Annotated in this window: 13 protein-coding genes and 1 pseudogene; 2 read left to right on the top strand and 12 right to left on the bottom strand. The window is 62.1% G+C overall.

From position 1 onward, the window contains the following. Positions 1–14 precede the first annotated feature (14 nt). From cpaB to G9X68_RS26520, 7 genes are read right to left on the bottom strand one after another with little or no spacing between them, the layout of a single operon-like run. Complete coding sequence (gene cpaB, locus G9X68_RS26550; protein WP_171604906.1) at positions 15–974, bottom strand: Flp pilus assembly protein CpaB; 960 nt, start codon at positions 972–974, stop codon at positions 15–17. Then, positions 971–1909, bottom strand: coding sequence for a hypothetical protein (locus G9X68_RS26545; protein ID WP_171604905.1), 939 nt, complete (start codon positions 1907–1909; stop codon positions 971–973). The genes cpaB and G9X68_RS26545 overlap by 4 nt, the downstream gene beginning before the upstream one ends. 1 nt (position 1910) lies before the next feature. Beyond that, on the bottom strand, positions 1911–2588 hold the full coding sequence (locus G9X68_RS26540) for a TadE/TadG family type IV pilus assembly protein (protein ID WP_171604904.1): 678 nt from the start codon (positions 2586–2588) through the stop codon (positions 1911–1913). Next, positions 2560–4197 carry a TadE/TadG family type IV pilus assembly protein gene (locus G9X68_RS26535; RefSeq protein ID WP_171604903.1) on the bottom strand — a complete coding sequence of 546 codons (1638 nt, stop codon included), beginning with the start codon at positions 4195–4197 and terminating at the stop codon, positions 2560–2562. The genes G9X68_RS26540 and G9X68_RS26535 overlap by 29 nt, the downstream gene beginning before the upstream one ends. Continuing rightward, positions 4194–4994 carry a TadE/TadG family type IV pilus assembly protein gene (locus G9X68_RS26530; RefSeq protein ID WP_171604902.1) on the bottom strand — a complete coding sequence of 267 codons (801 nt, stop codon included), beginning with the start codon at positions 4992–4994 and terminating at the stop codon, positions 4194–4196. The genes G9X68_RS26535 and G9X68_RS26530 overlap by 4 nt, the downstream gene beginning before the upstream one ends. 5 nt (positions 4995–4999) lie before the next feature. Next, the gene (locus G9X68_RS26525) at positions 5000–5563 is read right to left on the bottom strand and encodes an A24 family peptidase (protein ID WP_168263328.1); all 564 of its coding nucleotides are present in this window, start codon (positions 5561–5563) and stop codon (positions 5000–5002) included. Between the two features lie 13 nt (positions 5564–5576). Beyond that, a complete protein-coding gene (locus G9X68_RS26520; RefSeq protein WP_003548168.1) occupies positions 5577–5780 on the bottom strand; it encodes a hypothetical protein in 204 nt (67 codons plus the stop codon). A gap of 393 nt (positions 5781–6173) precedes the next feature. On the opposite strand from G9X68_RS26520, the pseudogene G9X68_RS26515 reads away from it, so the two are divergent. Then, positions 6174–7566 (top strand): annotated as a pseudogene (locus G9X68_RS26515) (TadA family conjugal transfer-associated ATPase). 83 nt (positions 7567–7649) lie between these two features. Here the strand turns inward: G9X68_RS26515 and G9X68_RS26510 are convergent. Both G9X68_RS26510 and G9X68_RS26505 read right to left on the bottom strand, forming a co-directional pair. Then, positions 7650–9056, bottom strand: a complete 1407-nt coding sequence (locus G9X68_RS26510) for an RtcB family protein (RefSeq protein WP_171604901.1) — start codon at positions 9054–9056, stop codon at positions 7650–7652. 694 nt (positions 9057–9750) lie between these two features. Beyond that, complete coding sequence (locus G9X68_RS26505; RefSeq protein ID WP_171604900.1) at positions 9751–11307, bottom strand: RNA-binding protein; 1557 nt, start codon at positions 11305–11307, stop codon at positions 9751–9753. Positions 11308–11517: 210 nt separating this feature from the next. Here G9X68_RS26505 and rtcR point away from each other — a divergent pair, with 210 nt between their 5' ends. Continuing rightward, entirely contained in the window at positions 11518–13125 is a 1608-nt protein-coding gene (gene rtcR, locus G9X68_RS26500) for an RNA repair transcriptional activator RtcR (protein WP_171604899.1), read from the top strand. Between the two features lie 223 nt (positions 13126–13348). Here rtcR and G9X68_RS26495 read toward each other — a convergent pair whose 3' ends face one another. From G9X68_RS26495 to G9X68_RS26485, 3 genes are read right to left on the bottom strand one after another with little or no spacing between them, the layout of a single operon-like run. Then, positions 13349–13894 (bottom strand): sarcosine oxidase subunit gamma family protein, encoded by a 546-nt coding sequence (locus G9X68_RS26495; protein WP_171604898.1) that lies wholly within the window; start codon positions 13892–13894, stop codon positions 13349–13351. Beyond that, positions 13887–16844: a sarcosine oxidase subunit alpha family protein gene (locus G9X68_RS26490; RefSeq protein WP_171604897.1), complete on the bottom strand. Its 2958-nt coding sequence runs from the start codon at positions 16842–16844 to the stop codon at positions 13887–13889. The genes G9X68_RS26495 and G9X68_RS26490 overlap by 8 nt, the downstream gene beginning before the upstream one ends. Continuing rightward, on the bottom strand, positions 16841–17122 hold the full coding sequence (locus G9X68_RS26485) for a sarcosine oxidase subunit delta (protein ID WP_171604896.1): 282 nt from the start codon (positions 17120–17122) through the stop codon (positions 16841–16843). Before G9X68_RS26485 ends, G9X68_RS26490 begins: the two co-directional genes overlap by 4 nt. Between the last annotated feature and the right edge of the window lie 5 nt (positions 17123–17127).

Below are 17127 nucleotides of genomic sequence, written 5' to 3'. Positions count from 1 at the left end.
ATTCCCCCGCGGCGTCACATGCGCGTCCAGTTGATGCTCGGCAGGTCCTCGACGGTATTGTCGGCCGGATTGCGCAGCACGAGATTGAGGCTGCCGTTCGACTGGCCCATGGCAAAAATCAGCATTTCAGCTTCCGACGGCGTCACTTCGACGGTCACATTGTTGTAGGTGCTGTTGGCCTTGGTGACCGCGCCCTCCGCAGTCGTCGCCGCCCCGACGGCCAGCACTTTGACATTCTGCAGGAAGGTGCGGGTAACGACGCGGGTGCGCGAGCTTATGCCGAGTTTATAATCCTGCGCCTGTTTGCGGTAGGCGTTGAGATCGTTCTCGTCGGCGCCTGGATACTGGGTGAGATAGTTCTTCAGCATCTGCTCGACCGGCGACTGCGGCTGGGCTGGAGCCTGCGGCTGTCCGGCCACGGCCGGCGCCTGGCCGCCCGGGGCGGCAGGCTGACCTGGCACGGCAGCGGGCTGGCCGGGCGCTCCCGGCTGGGTCGCGGCGGCCGGCGCCACGGGCTCGACCGGTTCGTCGACCGTGCCAAGGATATCGACATAGCTGCCCGGCTCGACGAAATGGCCGACGGCCGCGGCCGCATTGACCGGAAGGGTCAGCGCCCGCTTGCCGGGCGCGATCATCGTCGTCAGGCGTCCGCCGTCGGTATCGTCGAAATACTGGAAGAGCAGCACGGAGCCGGCCGGAATGTCACTGGCAGCCGTCCTGTCCTTCAGCCATTCCTGATAGGCGCTGGCGGCGGGAACCGCGAGCTTGGCGAGCGCCCCGAAGCTTTCCGGCAGCATCACCGGTTCGGCGAGCATGTCGGGCGTGATCGCCTGTCCTCGCGTGACCTTCCTGTCGGGCTGGAGCCGCATGAAGGCATAGGCCGTCTGCTCGTTCTTGACGCTCTCGGTCCAGAAATAGAGCAGAACGCCGGTGATGAGCCCGACGATGACAGCCGCGATGAGCTTCCAGTTCATGGTGTTATTCCCCCTACGAAGGGTTGCCTGATTTGAATGACTTCGACGGTCCGGCCGTCGGTCTTGCTGCGGGTGTAGAGGACATTGGCCTCGACGCTGCCGCGCCGGCCATAAAGGGCAGTGACCCCGCCGCGCTGCGCCCGCGGCGTCTCGATGGTGAAGCCGTCGCGGGCAAGCAGATCGGCGCGCTGGTCGGACCAGCGCACGGCCGACAGCGTGCCTTTCGACACGACCGTGCGCGACGTGTGGCCCTTGTCGCGATCGCCGATATCGCTCAGCACCTCGACACCGGCCGGCGGACGCAGCGACATCGGCAGCTTGCTGATATCGGCCGGAGCCGCGAAGGCCGGCAGCGTCGAGGCAACATCCTCGAAGCGGCTCATCAGTACCTCGGTCCTCGGCGCATCGGCGGGACGGCGGATCATGATCGAGACGCCTGGGATCGGCGCTCTTGCCGAAGGATTCTTAGGATCCTGCCGACGGAGATAGTCGAGGGCCGCCTCGCCGTCGCCGTCGAAGAACCGCACCACCACGGCAAGATCGTCGCGGATGCGGCTCGTCTTCGGAACGATCAGCATGTTGGCGGCAATGACGGCGGTCAGTTCTTCCTTATCGTTGCTTTTCGGCAGGGCAGGGCGGGTATTGACGGCCAGTACCCGCAGCCACTCGTCGGTGATATCGGAAATGCTGCGATCGCTCTGGTAGGGCGTGAATTCAAGCGGTTGACCGTTGATGACGAGATCGCGCGGCGCCCGCTCCGGCGCGCCGAGGATGCCGGCCAGCATCGAATTCAGCGTCACTTTGAAATCCTTGTAGATTTCGGCGCGGCCCGGTGTGGCGATGGCGGCGGCGAGCCCGACGACGAGCAGCAAACCAGTGAGGTGACCGGCGAGATAGCCGACGAGGCAAAAGGAGATGCGCGAGCCCTGTCTCATCTTATTTCGCTCCCGGAAAGACGCCGTCGAAAAGATCGCCGGAATCGTCGGCCACATCGCGGATTTCCCGGCGCAGCGTCGGATCGTAGCCGCGGCTCGTGGTATCGTTGTTGTGTGAGGCAAACAGCGTCGAGTCGTCGACCGTGAACGCGTCCTTCCAGCGGAGGCTCCTGATCGTATCGAGATCGTCGGAATCCCTGAACTTGTAGACCCGGTCGGCCGTCGCGGTGACGAGCTGCGGCTTTTCATTGGCGAGGTCGCCGACCATATCGCCGAAATCGCGGCCGTTCTTTAAGGTATTCTGTACGTCGTCCCAGACAAAGGTGCGCTGAGGGTCGCCGCCGCCTTCATGCGATGGCGTGCGCGAGCAGTTCATGGCGTCGCGTCCGGGCAGTGCCGGCAAAGCCGGGATCGGGAAGGCGTTCGAGAAATCCGACGTGCAGTCCAGCCCATTCGCCTCTGCGAAGGCGGCGTTGCGCATCGCCACCATGGTTCCGACCTTCTTGGTGGAAATCTTGTTCGCATGGATGACGAAAATCACGATCAGCAGGATAACAGGCGCAGCGAGCACGAATTCGATCGATGCCAGGCCGCGCTTGTCGCGGTGCAGCCGCATCAGCAGCCCGCGGCCGGGAGGACCGCTCATAGGCTCAGTGTGTGTTGACGGCAGCCCAGGCATTGGCTCCTCCCTGATCGAAGACGCGCGTCAAGCCGGTGAAACTGTCGGCCGCCGGGCTCTGCTTGATGGTGTTCGAAACGTCGCCGATATCGTCGGCAAGCGTGGCGGGCGCAAGCGATGCGAGCCAGTCCTGCGTGTAGAGGTCGAAGGCCGTGTAATTGTGGACCCAGCTCTGTGCCAAGGCATAGGCGGACGGTGTCTTGTCCTTGAAGATGCGGATCTGGAGCCGGGCGCGCGGGGCGCGCGAAACGATCGCCAGCGTCTGGTAATCGTCGAGTTGCTCGCCGCCAAAGGGCGTGAAGTTGAAAGGTGTGCGTCCCTTCAGCCAGTAAGGCTTCGGGAAGGAGATGACGGGCAGTGCGCCTGCCATCGAAATCGCAGCGCCCGCTGGGCTGCAGACCCCATTCCAGATCGTGTCGAACTTGCGGGTGAAATCGTTTTCATCCTTTGTCTGCTTGTCGGAATAGCGCGGCGGCACGTCGATCGGCAGCTGAAAGGGGTTCACGATGCCGAATTCGATGCCGAAGAATTCCTCTGCGACAAAGAAGCTGCCATCGAGCAGTAGTTCCTGCCACCAGCTGAGATCGCCAAATTGCTCGATGATCGCCTTGAACGGGACCTTGCTCAGATAGGCCGGGCCGAAGGCTTCATAAAAGATGTAGAAATCCACTAAAGCATCGTCGATGCCGCTTTCGTGATTGACCCAGTCGCGGATATGGCTGCCGTCGACGCCGCCTGCGGTCAACGGACCCTTGCCGTTGGGGAAGCCGCGATTGGCAAACTCGCCGCGCATGAGAAACGGATCCTGCCCCTGAGTGCCATAGGTCATGGCGAGGCACATTTCAGCATAGGCCGAGGCGGGATTGATGCCGTCACGATCGACCGGCAAGTTACCGCCAGCGCCTTCTCCAGCCTGGCCGCAGGATTCGCACGGCGGATGGAAGACGACGTGGTCCGACTTGTTCAGGCGCACCAGATGCAGGGCTTCGTTGCCGACGCGCTGAGGAAAGCTCTCGACCAGATAGTCGTTGAGGTCGTTCATGGCGTCGATGATGTCGCTGGACTTCACGATGAGGCCCCAGGGATCATAATCGATCTGTGCTTTTACCGTATATGCAATCGCCTTGGTGGCTCCTATCGCCCGGACCCCCTGGAACGCCAGGCAAGCACCGTAGATGATGCCGCCGACGATCGGGACCTTCTGCCAGCCCGGGCAATGGGGCATCGGCGGCATCGGCGGCAGAAGCGACGCCGGTCCGAAGCCATCCGTGAAAGAATATTCGGCGAGTTTCGCCAGAATGGCGCCCGAGCGCAGGGCCAGTTCCGCGGTCGTCAGCTGGAAGGCGACCGAGGTCGCCATGACGACGGTTGCCTGCGAGGAGGCGACGTTGTTCATCGCCATGATGTTGAGATAGCGGGCTTCCCAATCGGCATGGACGAGTGCTGCGGCATCCGCCGTGTCCTGCGTGCGCTGCTTGTCGTAGATCATCTGTCCCGTATTCAGGATCCAGACGATCATCAGGGCGAGCGCGATCGTCATGTAGAGAATGATCGGCGACAGGAAGCCGCGTTCGTCGCGGTGCAGACGCTTGATAAGGGTCGGTGTCATAGCAGGTTCACCTCCGCCGTCGAGATCGTGTAGTAGCGGCCGTCCTTCCTCTGGCCCCGGGCAAAGACCCAACCGGCATATTCGAGCAGCAGGAAACGCGCTTCCACCTTGGCGGTAACCGGCACGTGCGGCGAGCGTTTGATGGCGGCGGCATAAAGCGCCATCGGCGCGCGGTCGACGGTGACCGTGACGTTCTGCGGGTCGAACATGTAGCGGGCCTGGTTGCGCATCGCACGCCAGTTCTTCGAAAGGCCTGAGGCATCGGCAAGGCTTTTCAGCGCATCTTCCGGCGGCTGGCAGGCGCCAACGCATCTCAGCTGGTCGTAAGGGGCAGCCGGGATCAGTGCCAGGCGGGCGGCAAGATCGGCCTTGCCGGCGGCGGCATCGTCATCGCAGGTCTTGACGTCGATTAAGCTGCGGAGGGTGATCGGAAAAGCCGGGCAGAAATAGACGCGGGCGCTGCGGGCCGCCGCATAGGCGGCATAATGGGTGAAGAGGTGGTTCTTGGCCAGGATCGTGAACTGGAAGACCACGAACATGAAGAAGACGAAGACCGGTGTCACGAGCACGAAATCTATCATCGTCGTGCTGCCGGAGATATCGCCGTGAAGCTCCGATATACGGCGCCGGCGGGCGGAAAGCCGCGGCAGCAGCAGCATCGAGGCAAGCAGCATCATGGCGATCGCAAAGGTACCGAGAAGCGCGCCGTGATCCTCAGGGACCCAGAAGGTCCGCGAGTGCAGGATCGAACTCCAGAAGGCACCGTCGAAGATGGGGCGTTCGAGTTCCGCGCGCATTGCCGTTACCTCACGAGTGAAAGAGGGGTGAAATCGGGCATGAAAAGGCACCAGAGAAGTCCGAGAGCTGCGGCAACGCCGAAGCGGACGGTATGATGGGTTTCGCGCGGCTTCAGCACCGAAGCGGCATCGCGGAAACCGGCAGGCAGGAGAAGCGCAAACAGTCCGACCGTTCGGGCCAGCACGCTCCACTGAACGCGCCGCGCCATGGAGAAAACGGCGATCACGCCGCCGGCCATCAGCGATGCAAGTGTGACGTCGATGGCGGGCCAGAGGCCAAGAATGGCGCCGAGCGCCGCCATCAGCTTGACGTCGCCGCCGCCGCAGCTTCCGGCTGCGAAGGCGATGATGAAGATCAGGCCGGCTGCAAGGAGGCCTGCGAAGGCAAGCCCTATCCCTGCTAGACCGCCGCTGACTGCCGCCAACATGAACCCGCCAAGCAGGCAGGGATAGGTGACGGCGTTCGGGATATGACCGTGGCGATGGTCGAGCACCGCCGCGGTCATGGTGCAGGCGACGGCAAGAGCCGCCGCCGCAGGCATCAGGGTCAGATCATAGGTCGTATCCATGATCCCGACCCGCTTATTGACCCGGCTCAGGAATTCTCTCGGCATCCGAGAGCGCCGTGTTCTTTTCGTTGAACCATTCGCCGATCTGTTTGCCGAATGCGAGCAGGATCAGCATCAGCGGAATGACGATCAGGGCGACGGCCAAGACGATCTGGGCCATGTCGCCGCGTTCGTCCTTGTGAAGTGCAATTGCGAGAGTCTTGAGTTTTCCAAACATCTGATTACTCCTCATTCCCAGGTTTGTTTCGGTTCGAAGCCGTGGTGAAGATAAACCAAGCATGCGCTATCGATCCGAACGAGCATGTTGCTCGATCCAATGATATTTTCTGCTTCAGCTTTTCTTCCCCGGCGGCCAACGTTTGTTGAGCAACACCATTAAGACCCAAGAGTGCGCCCAAGGCCAGCCCTCCGTCAAGCAAACGAAACGAAGGGTTCCAATTGTCTTGGAGGCATCCGCTGCAAAATCGCAGTTGACGCCCAATTATTTTAACTAAGCTTTTGAACTGGTTGCAGTTTTACCTGCAGATATGAAGTTTTTGACGGCCTCGCGAGGCTTCGTCTACTGCTCCATAATTGGCCAATTCTTTCAAAGCGATAGAAGAAACGGCGAGTGGCGCCCATAATAACTGCCTCCGCGGGGGCCGGCCATGGTGTTGTTTGGCGATCTGGATTAAGCTTTCGTCAAATGGCGGGGTATCGCCCGCCAGTCGATCCGGAGAGAGAACGATGGAAACGATGAGCAGCATCTTAATACTTGGATTGGTCCTCATTCCATTGATGATGTTCTTTCCAACCGCGGTTCAGATGATGGCGACGCTGTTCGGCATGAGCACGGTCCTCGTCGGGATGCCGCTCTGATGAAAGCCGTTTCCGACGACGCTGCCGAACAGGCAACCTTCCAGGTCCTGACCCGGGCGCTGGACAAACTGCTCGGACCGATCCGTTTTCTCCTCGACGATCCGAGCGTGTCCGAAATCCTGATCAACGGCACATCCGACATCTTCGTCGAAAGGCGAGGCAAGCTCGAACGCGCCGATACGCGGTTCGCCAGCCGTGAGGATCTGGAATCGGCCGCGCGCAGCATCGCGCAGTTCTCTGGCAAGCGGCTGACGCCGGAGGAGCCGAGCATCGAGGCCCGTCTGCCGGATGGTTCGCGCGTGCAGATGATCCAGCCGCCGGCCGCCCGCACCGGGCTCTGCATCTCCATCCGCCGTTTCCTGAAAGAACATCGCAGCATCCGCGACCTCGTCACCCAGGGCAGCCTGACCGAGGAGTCGCTGTCGCTGCTGCAGGCGGCTGTCGGGCTGCAGAAGAACGTCATCATCTCCGGCGGCACCGGCACCGGCAAGACGACGATGCTGAACGCGCTGTCGGAAGCCTTCGCCGACCACGAGCGCGTTATCGTCATCGAGGACACGTCGGAACTGCAGATCCGCAAGGAACACGTGGTCTATCTCGAAGTGACGAAGCCCGACCGTTTCGGCCGCGGCGGCGCCAGCATCCGCGACCTGTTCCGCTCGTCGCTGCGCATGCGGCCCGACCGCATCATCGTCGGCGAGTGCCGCGGCGGCGAGGCACTCGATATGATCCAGGCGATGACCTCAGGTCACAGCGGCAGCCTTTCGACGGTGCATGCGAACACGCCCTATGACTCCCTGCACCGACTGGAAACGCTGGCGCTGATGTCTGATATCGACATGCCGCTTCGGCCACTGCGCGCCCAGATAGCCTCGGCAGTCGACGTCGTCGTGCAGATCGCCCGCTTCAAGCGCACCGGCCGGCGCCGGGTGATCGAGATTTCCGAGATCAAGGGCCTGAACAATGACGGCCAGTATATCGTCGAAAGCATCTACAAGCTCGAGGGCGACGGCCATTCCAATCCCGATGGCGCATTGCTGTGGACCGGTGTCGTACCGAGCTTTGCCGCCGATGCAGTAGAAGAGCTGCAAGGCGCCGAGCGCCCCGAGTGGGTAGGCGCCGCCGTGCTGCAGCAAACGGCTTGAACCTATGGGCGGACGCTACTTGGGAACGTCTGCCCGGCATGGTGCATTCGAGGGAAGGCAAGCTTAGTTGCCTTCCCCGATGTTTACCGGCGTTTGTTGCGCCAGGGCGCATTCTTCTGCCAGTCGCCGGCCATGATGCTCCCATAGGGGATCACCTCGTCGACCACTTCGGCGAGACCGTAGTGCTCGATCTGCGCCCGCACGTTCTTAGCGCTCTTGTAGGCACTCGGCAGTTCCGACACATCGGCGAAACCAGAGAAGAACCGCGCGTCGAGGCCGTTTGTTTCCTTCTCCAGAATAGCCGCGATGTTGTTCGGGCTCAGACCTCGCGAATCCGCCCCATACTCCGCAGACAGCTGCCTCATATGCGCGCTGCGCGAAAAGTTGCGGCCAGCGCCATGCGGCGAGAAGCCGAGGCCATGGGCAGCGTTCGAGCCACGAACGATCAGGATCGGTTCCGCCATATTGAGCGGAATGATGGTCAGATCGGTCGCGTCCTGCGCCCAGTTGTCGAAGGCAGGGGTCGCACCCTTTCCGTGGTAGAACAGCCCGTCCGACTTCCGGAAGACGAAATTATGCTCGTTCCAGAAGCGGTCCGCGACCTTAGCCGAGAGTTTTTGCGCCGCCATGTCGTGGAGGACATAGTGGTTTTCCTTCGTCCACTGGCGGATCGTCTGCAGCGCCGACCAGTAGAAGTCACCTTCCTCGGTATCCGCCGGAATCCAGGCATTTTCCCTATGCGTCTCAGGCGAGATGCGTTCCCGAAACCGGTTGGCGACCTTCATGCCCTTGTCATAGAGCCGCGCCCCCGGTGCTCGCGATCCATGATGGGTCACAAGCGCGGTTTCGCCGGTCGACTTCATCGTCCCGACATAGGCGAAATGATTGCCGTCGCCCTGGGTCGCGAAATGCTCGATGCCAGCGCTCAGCACGCCGTCGCGCAGATAAGGATTCTGCTCGAAGGCCGAAAGCGTCGCCTCGGAAGGCTTCAGCTGCGCGTCGCGCGGCCGGCCGCCGGGACCGAAATGCGTCACGGCATGCACGGCATCCAGAAGCGACTTCGGATCCACGCCAGGAAAGATCGAAATCGCCATGGAACAGCAGATATCGGCCGAATGCATGCCGGGATGGATTGCTTCGGACGCAACTACGCCGCCGACCGGGATCGTTCCGACCGGACCCGCCGGGCAAGCGTCCGGCATGATCGCCGCGGAACGGACGACGGGTGTGCGCACCAGCGCCCGCATCGTCGCGTTGACCTTCTCGACATTGTCCTGCTCGAAGGCGTTCTCGACACGGATGTTGGAATAGATCTCGATATCGTTGTCGGCCCTCAAGGCAAGCGTCGGCCCGGGCTGGAAAGCTTTTGCCGCCTCCAGCGCATCTGTCACCGAGCCACCCTTGCTCAAAACCGCGTTGGCCGCGTCGAGAGCCGGGCGAAACCACTTCCCCTGGCTCATGCCGGCATCGATCAAATCCTGTCCGCTCATTACCGCTATCATCGTCTTTCCTGCGTCTGCAGTCCTTCTTGTTCCGTTGCTTCTCTTCACACCACCTGGGCGACGAGCGTTGCCGGAGATCTATCTCGCCGCACGCATTCCATGATCATGGCGCGATGCGGCCCCTGTAGTCACCGGCGGCATTCGCCCAGGGCTTTCTTCATCATCCCGGCGACGAGATGTGGCAGGACAATTTGCTGAGCTACGTGCTCCTTTCGGAAGCGCGGGATGATTTGAACACCCGGCCTGCCCGCCGGAAATCCGATGGGCCGCTCTACCTGTAGTCCTGCCGGCATTCGCCGAGTTATTCCGTCCCTGTGGAGCAGGGATAGTACACGCCATGCAGCGGCGACGAGGGTGGACGAAACCGGATGGCCCCGCTCGTGCCAGAGAGCGTATGCCCAGGAGGAGTCGAACCTGCCAGACCATCCAACGTTGGCGGCTGTAGTCCCGTCCGGCATTCACCGCTGCATTTGGCATTCCATGTCATTCCATTCGTCCGTGACGACGAGGTGTGGTGAAACAGCCTGCTCTATCCGCTGAGCTACGGGTCCATGAACTGGAGGACCCGACGGGATTCGAACCCGCGACCTGGAGATTAACGATCTGTAGTTTCATCCGGCATTCGTCACGGCCCCCTCGCGCCGTTCACGGCAGCGCGAGGGTATTGCGTCCTGTGAGCCCGTCAGAGCTCGATCGCCTCGATGGCTTTCACCCAGCCATCCGCTCCATCGCTGTTGGCCGCGAACGCCGTGATCACCCCATAGACGGCATCCGAGAAGCCGCCGATGTTGAGCACATCTTCCCGCGTCGGCGCCTGTGTCGTGGCATGGGGCTGGATATCGAGGCAGACCAGCTTTGCAGCCGGGTTGACCCGTTTGATCCTGGCCCATTCCGTCATCATAGCCGTCGGCTGGCCGTGCCTGCCTGCATCCACCCAGGACTCGTTGTCCGAGATGAACACCACGAGATCGACCTTGGCCTTCTCGTTTGCCAGCCTCTTCAGCGGTGCGGAGCAGTTGGTTCCGCCGCCGCCGATTTTCGCCAGCTTGTCGGCATTGGTCATCACCGAATCCCGCTTGTTGAGGCTGACGTGCACCACGTCATTCTCGAACGGCAGCACCCGCGCCTTCGGGTTGCGCTGCAGGAACGCCGCGGTCATCAGACCGGCGACATCGATGCAGCGAACCGAGGACGTCGCGCCCTTCCGGTAGCCGGTCACGGGCGAGCCCATGGAACCTGACACGTCGGGGCAGAGCACCACATTGCCCATCAGGGACGGCACATTGGCGATGGCGATATCCATCGCGTCCTGAAGCGCATCCCGCACGACATCCGGAACCTGGCCATCGACCATCTTCCACGCCATCATCAACTGATAGGGGAAGACCTTTGCCTTGCGGATTTCCTCCGGATCGGCAAGCCGCGCCGCCAGCGCCTCGGCAAAACCCTCGACCTCGAACACGCCGTTGCGTGCAAAGGTGTTAAGGTTCTGCCGCACCATCTGCCAGCCGCCCTTGCGGGCGATCTCGACCCAATGCTCCCGTGTCAGCGGCAACGAGGTCAGCATCTGGAACGGGACGTCCGGCACCGGGCCGGTCTGGTCACGTCGGAACGCTTCCAATGCCTTGACGAGTTCCGGCAGGGCCGCGTAGTCGTGCGGCTTGCCGATCGCCCAGGCATAAAGCGCCTTGCGCTCCTCTGTCGCCGGCTTCGGATGCACCATGCGGATGACGTCGGCGAGCGAAGGATCGTTTCCGACCATCGCACGCAGGATCTGCTCGGTGCCGGCCCGTTCGAGCCACGCCTGCACCACCTTCTTCGGGCGTGTGCCGAGCGACTTGCGACCCGTGGCGCCGGAGCGCATGACCTGCACGAAGCCGCGCAGCATCTTGCCGCTCTTCACCACCCGCGGGAACGCACGGGCGAAGGCATCGCTCTGAAGGCTGGAGAGCATGGCGAGCAATGTCACCGGCATATCCTTCATGTGGCCCTTTTCAGCCGCGTAGACCGCCACTCTGGCGAGAAACTCCGGCTCGACCTGAAGGGCAAGCGTCTTTACCGCTTCGAGCTGCTCAGCCCCATCCGCATAGAAGGTGCCGTTGAAGGTGCCGGTAACAGCATATTGCGCCAGCGCCTCGCGCGGCGTCAGCTGGTAGGCTGGGGCCGCTTCATGATTTTTTGTATCCGTTCCCGGAAGCAGCTTCCCGAGGTAGGTTTTGAAGATTGCCTTGCTGACCATGACAGCGCCTCTTGGTTGGTTCTTGCCAGATACATTTCAAGACGCGTGCCAGTTTGGAGAAAAGCACACATCCTGCGTGTGTTTTTCTTTTATCCATATGTTTTTAAATATAAAATTTTTCGACGCCTTTACACGCAATCATGAATTGCGAAAATCGTTATCCCGAATATATTATCGTTGATTATAGTCTCTTATAATTTTGGATAAGACATGAAGCGCCGCGTCGCCATCAGCATATTGGGAACCACCCTGGATGCAGGGAAATGGGAAAATCGCTGGAGCCGCTGGCGGCCCAATGTCGCGCTCTGCCAGCAACCGGGCCAGTTCATCGACCGGCTGGAGCTGATCCACGACAACCACTCGCAAGCTCTCTGTCACCGCATCGTTGCCGACATCGAAACCGTGGCACCGGCAACGGAGGTGCGGAGCAACATAATCAACTTCCGGGACCCCTGGGATTTTTCGGAGGTCTATACGAGCCTCAGGGACTTTGCCCGCAACTACAACTTCGACCCCGAAACGGAAGACTATCTCGTCAACATCACCACCGGCACCCATGTCGCCCAGATCTGCTGGTTCCTGCTGACCGAAGCCCGCATCATTCCCGGCCAGCTGTTGCAGCTCTCGCCGCCGCGCGACCGGGAACCTGATCAGGATTTCGCCGGCACGCACCGGATCATCGACCTCGACCTTTCCCGCTATGACGAGATCGCCAAGCGCTTCGCTTCCGAGCGGGAAGATGCCGCCTCTTTCCTGAAATCGGGGATTTCGACCCGCAGCGCCACCTTCAACAGAATGATCGACGAGATCGAGAGGGTGGTGATCCGCTCGACCGCGCCTGTTCTCCTGACCGGGCCAACCGGGGCCGGCAAGTCGCAACTCGCCCGCAGGATCTACGAGTTGAAGAAGAGCCAGCGCAAGGTCAGTGGTCCGTTCATCGAGGTCAACTGCGCGACCCTGCGCGGTGACCAGGCCATGTCCACCCTGTTCGGCCATGTGAAAGGAGCGTTTACCGGCGCTGCCGGCGAGCGTGCCGGCTTGCTCAAATCCGCCGACAAAGGCGTGCTGTTCCTCGACGAGATTGGCGAGCTCGGCCTTGACGAACAGGCCATGTGCCTGCGCGCGATCGAGGAAAAGAAGTTCCTGCCCGTGGGCGCTGATCGCGAAGTGTCCGCGGATTTTCAGCTGCTTGCCGGCACCAATCGCGATCTCGGCGAAGATGTCCGAAAGGGAAGGTTCCGCGAAGATCTCTATGCCCGCCTGAACCTCTGGACGTTCCAGCTGCCGGCCCTGCGCGAGCGCAAGGAGGACATAGAGCCCAATCTCGACTTCGAGCTCAGGCGCTATCTGGAACGAGAAGGCGAAAATGTTACGTTCAACAAGGAAGCACGCGAACGCTACCTTACTTTCGCAACTGGCCCGCAGGCCGTCTGGAGCGCCAATTTTCGCGACCTGTCGGCTTCCGTGACCCGCATGGCGACCCTCGCACCGCATGGGCGCATCACGACTAACGTCGTAGATGATGAAGTCCGACGGCTGAATGCGTTTTGGCGCGCCTCGAGTGACGACGGCAGGGTAGATATGATCCTTGAAGAAGTGCTGGATGCAGAGACTGCTGCCAGCCTCGATCGCTTTGACGCAGCACAGCTTGCCGCTGTCCTGCATACCTGCCGTCAACATGCCACCGCAAGCGCGGCGGGCAGAGCCTTGTTTGCGATCTCGCGATTGGAGAAAAAGAGCAGCAACGATGCCGATCGCCTGAGTAAATATCTCGCGCGGTTCAGTCTCAGATTCGAGGACATCAAGAAAGCAGGATAAGGGCTATGTGCTGGGCGTGAACGCCAATCATCTCTTTCGCTATGAGACAAACCATTGGCGGTTACCGGGACGGTGAAGGACATCGCCTTTGTCCACGACCTCATCGACAGTTTCGAGCCGGTGGTGCGCTTGCCGACAAAGGCTATGTTGCTGATCATCCGTGCGCCAGGATTGCGCAAAGCGGAGCGCAGTTCGTCATCCCGTCAAAGCGCACGGATGGCCTTTATGCACTATCCTTTTCGGCGCTGGCCGCCATATGCGCGAGATCGTCCCAGAGGCTTTCGGCAAAGCTGCGTAGGACCGTAAGCTTAAAGCTGTCATCGCCGGTGCGGACGATCTGCACGGAGAGATGACCGACCATCGTCATGGCCGAATGGCCTTCCGGAAAGACGGAAGGATCGAGATCGACGGCGGTCCCCCTTGAGAGAAGCGCCCGCGAAGAACGGCCGGAAACGCCGATGCGCACGCGTCCGTGGCTCTGGTCCATGACGAAGGCCTTTCCCGCAAGCGCTGCCGCGAGAGCATCGAGGCTGGCGGGGACAAGCGGCTCATCGCCGGCGACGAACCATTGCCGGAAACCCGCCTTGCGGATCGAACTTTTCGCAAAGCCTGCTTTCACCAATTCCGTGGCGAGCGCGGTGGGCTCGATTGCGCCGAGCACATGCAGGAGATGGCCCTCCGGCAAGGCTTCCAGCCGGACGCCCGTCCCTGAGATGCCGTTATATGCCATGCCGGCAAGAACCGGTTTGTGTTGCGGAAGATCACGCATGGAGCTTCTCGTTTTCGGGATCGATGAAGACGGGATGGCAGAGCACCGCATCGGTGAATTCGTTGCGCAGGCCGTTCCAGACCGTCACCTTTTCACCGATGCGCTCCGGCCCGCGCTTGACGAGCGCCAGGCCGATCGTATGACCGAGCCCTGGCGAGAAGGCGCTTGATGTGACGTACCCCTGATCGTTTTCGAGCGTCGCCGCAGCGCCGTCGGCAAGGATATGCGAGCCGGTGCGGAATCCGGTCGCCGGATTAAGCGGCTTGACACCGACAAGGCGCGGCCGCTCGGGGTCCTGCAGGCCTTCACGCGTAAGCATCGCCTTGCCGATGAAATCCGGCTTGGTTGATGAAACCATGCGGCCGAAGCCGAGATCGCCAGGCGTCACCGTGCCGTTGATTTCGGCATGGGTGACATGACCCTTTTCGATGCGCATGACGCCGAGCGCTTCGGCGCCATAGGCGCAGATGCCATGTTTCTCGCCCGCCGCCATGACCGCATCGGCGACACCTTCGCCGTAGCCGGCCGGTACTGCGAGCTCGTAGGCAAGTTCACCGGAGAAGGAAATCCGGAAGAGCCGGCCTTCGAGGCGGCCACCGAAGAGGGAGACCTTGCGGGCGCTCATGAAGGGGAAGGCCGCATCCGACAGATCCTCGTCGACGATCTCGGAGAGGATGGCGCGCGACTTCGGCCCGGCAACGGTCATCTGCGCCCATTGATCGGTCGAGGAGGCGAAGCAGACATCGAGTTCCGGCCAGAGCGTCTGGGCGCAGAATTCGAGATGGGTCAGCACGCCGGCGGCGAGCGCCGTCGTCGTCGTCATGAAGAAATGCTCGTCACCGAACCGGCTGATGGTGCCGTCATCATAGATGAAGCCATCCTCGCGCAGCATGATGCCGTAACGCGCCTTGCCGACGGCAAGTTTGGCGAAGCCGTTGCAATAGATGCGGTCGAGGAAGGTCGCTGCATCCTTCCCGAAAATCTCGATCTTGCCCAGGGTCGAGACGTCGCAGAGGCCGGCATTCTTCCGGATGTTCAGCACCTCGCGGTCGACGCTTTCGCGCCATGTCGTCTCGCCGGAGCGTGGGAACCAGGAGGAACGGTACCAGAGGCCGGTTTCGACGAAGACCGCGCCGTTCTTCTCAGCCCAGCCATGCAGCGGCGATTTGCGCGCCGGCTGGAAATGTTTGCCGCGCGATGCCCCGGTCAAAGCACCGAAGGAAACTGGCGTATAGAAGGGCCGGAAGGTCGTCGTTCCCACTTCGGCAGGTGACACGCCACGCGCCTCGGCAAGAATGCCGATGGCGTTGATATTGGAAAGCTTGCCCTGATCGGTCGCCATACCTGATGTGGTGTAGCGCTTGGCGAGTTCGACATGACCGTAACCTTCGCGGACGGCGAGGCCGAGATCCTTGAGATGCACGTCGTTCTGATAGTCGACGAAAGCCTTGCCCTTCGAGCCCTTGACCGACCAGAGCGGTTTTGCCTGTGCGGCCGTCTCGGACGCCGCTGCAAAGGCCGGCTCCGCCGCTGCGAAACCGATCGCCTTCAACGCGGCAGCTGCCTTTGCGGCGCCATCACCGAGGCAGGTCGCGGTTTGCGCCATGCCGGCAGCCGAGCCGGCAACGGCAAGGCCCTCCTGCTGGACAGGCGCCAGAAACGCCGAGGCCTCGTCCGACCATTGCGGTTTCGCACCGCGATGGCAGGCAAGGTGGATGATCGGGCTCCAGCCGCCCGACATGGCAAGCGCATCCGCTTCGATCCGGCGAAGGCCGCCTTTGGTTTCGACGCTGACGCCGCGCAGGCGCTTGCCGCCAAACGCATCGATGACCCTGGCGCCCTTCAGCACTTCGGCGCGGCCCTGCCAGCTCTCGGCCGCATCCCCGCGGCTGTCGACGATCGCCGCGACCGCGAGGCCGGCGGCTTCAAGGTCGGCAGCGGTGCGATATCCGGCGTCGTTGGTGGTGAAGATGACAGTGCTTCTGCCGGGCGCGACCGCCTGCCGGTTGAGATAGCTGCGCATCGCGCCTGCCACCATCACACCGGGAATATCGTTGCCGCCGAAGACAAGCGGCCGCTCTTCGGCGCCCGTCGCAAGGATCGCCTGGCGGGCGACAACGCGCCACAATCTTTCGACAGGACGATCGGGATCGGGCATCGCCACATGCTTCTGCACGCGTTCGACCGCGCCGAAGACATTGTCGTCGTACCAGCCGAACACCGTCATGCGCGGCAGGCGGCGCACGTTCTCCAGGCTCGCCAGCTCGGCAAGCAGCTCTCCCAGAAGCGCGTCCGCCGGTTTGCCGTCAACAGTGCCGCTATCGGAAAGCAGGCTGCCGCCGAGTTCGGATCCCTCGTCGGCCAGGATGACGCGCGCACCGGCGCGGCCGGCGGTGAGCGCCGCGGCAAGACCGGCAGGGCCGGCGCCGATCACCAGCAGATCGCAATGCGCCCAGCATTTCTCGTAAGTATCGGGATCGGCCTCGTAGGAGGCCCTGCCGAGACCCGCCGCCTTGCGGATCACCGGCTCGTAGAGCTTTTCCCAGAGGGCCGCCGGCCACATGAAGGTCTTGTAGTAGAAACCGGCGCTGAGGAAGGGCGAGAGCAACCCGTTGACCGCGCCGACATCGAAGCCGAGCGAGGGCCAGCGGTTCTGGCTCTTTGCCGTCAGCCCCTGGTAAAGCTCGATCATCGTCGCGCGCGTATTCGGTTCGGTGCGCCCGCCGCTGCCTGTCGTCACCAGCGCGTTCGGTTCGGCAGCCCCCGCCGTCAAGATGCCGCGCGGGCGATGATATTTGAAGCTGCGGCCGACGAGCTGAACACCGCTGGCAAGCAGCGCCGAGGCAAGCGTGTCGCCCGGATGGCCTTCGAGCGCCCTGCCGTCGAAGGTGAAGCCGAGCGAAGTAGTGCGGTCTATGCGGCCGCCGGCGGAAAGACGGAAGCTCGTCATGCCGGTTCTCCGCCGAGCTTGGAAAGGGCGGCATCCCTGACGCCGTGGACCGCATGGGTGACGGTATCGCGCTCGACGATCAGCCAGCGACGGCATCCGGCAGAGTGGTGCCAGTATTCGCTGTGCCGGCCCCTCGGATTGTCACGCAGGTAAACATAATCGAACCAGGCCTCCGCGCCGGCATCCGGGGCCGGCCTTGCAAGGCTCGCATCGCCGCGGATCGAAAATTCTTCCTTCGGTCGGGCGCCGCAATGGGGACAGGAAATCAGGCTTGCCATCGTCG

Origin of the sequence: Rhizobium changzhiense (assembly GCF_013087625.1) — a bacterium.
Classification (GTDB): domain Bacteria; phylum Pseudomonadota; class Alphaproteobacteria; order Rhizobiales; family Rhizobiaceae; genus Rhizobium; species Rhizobium sophorae.
The sequence above is the reverse complement of the archived record's forward strand: the minus strand, read 5'-3'. Positions and strand labels throughout refer to the sequence as shown.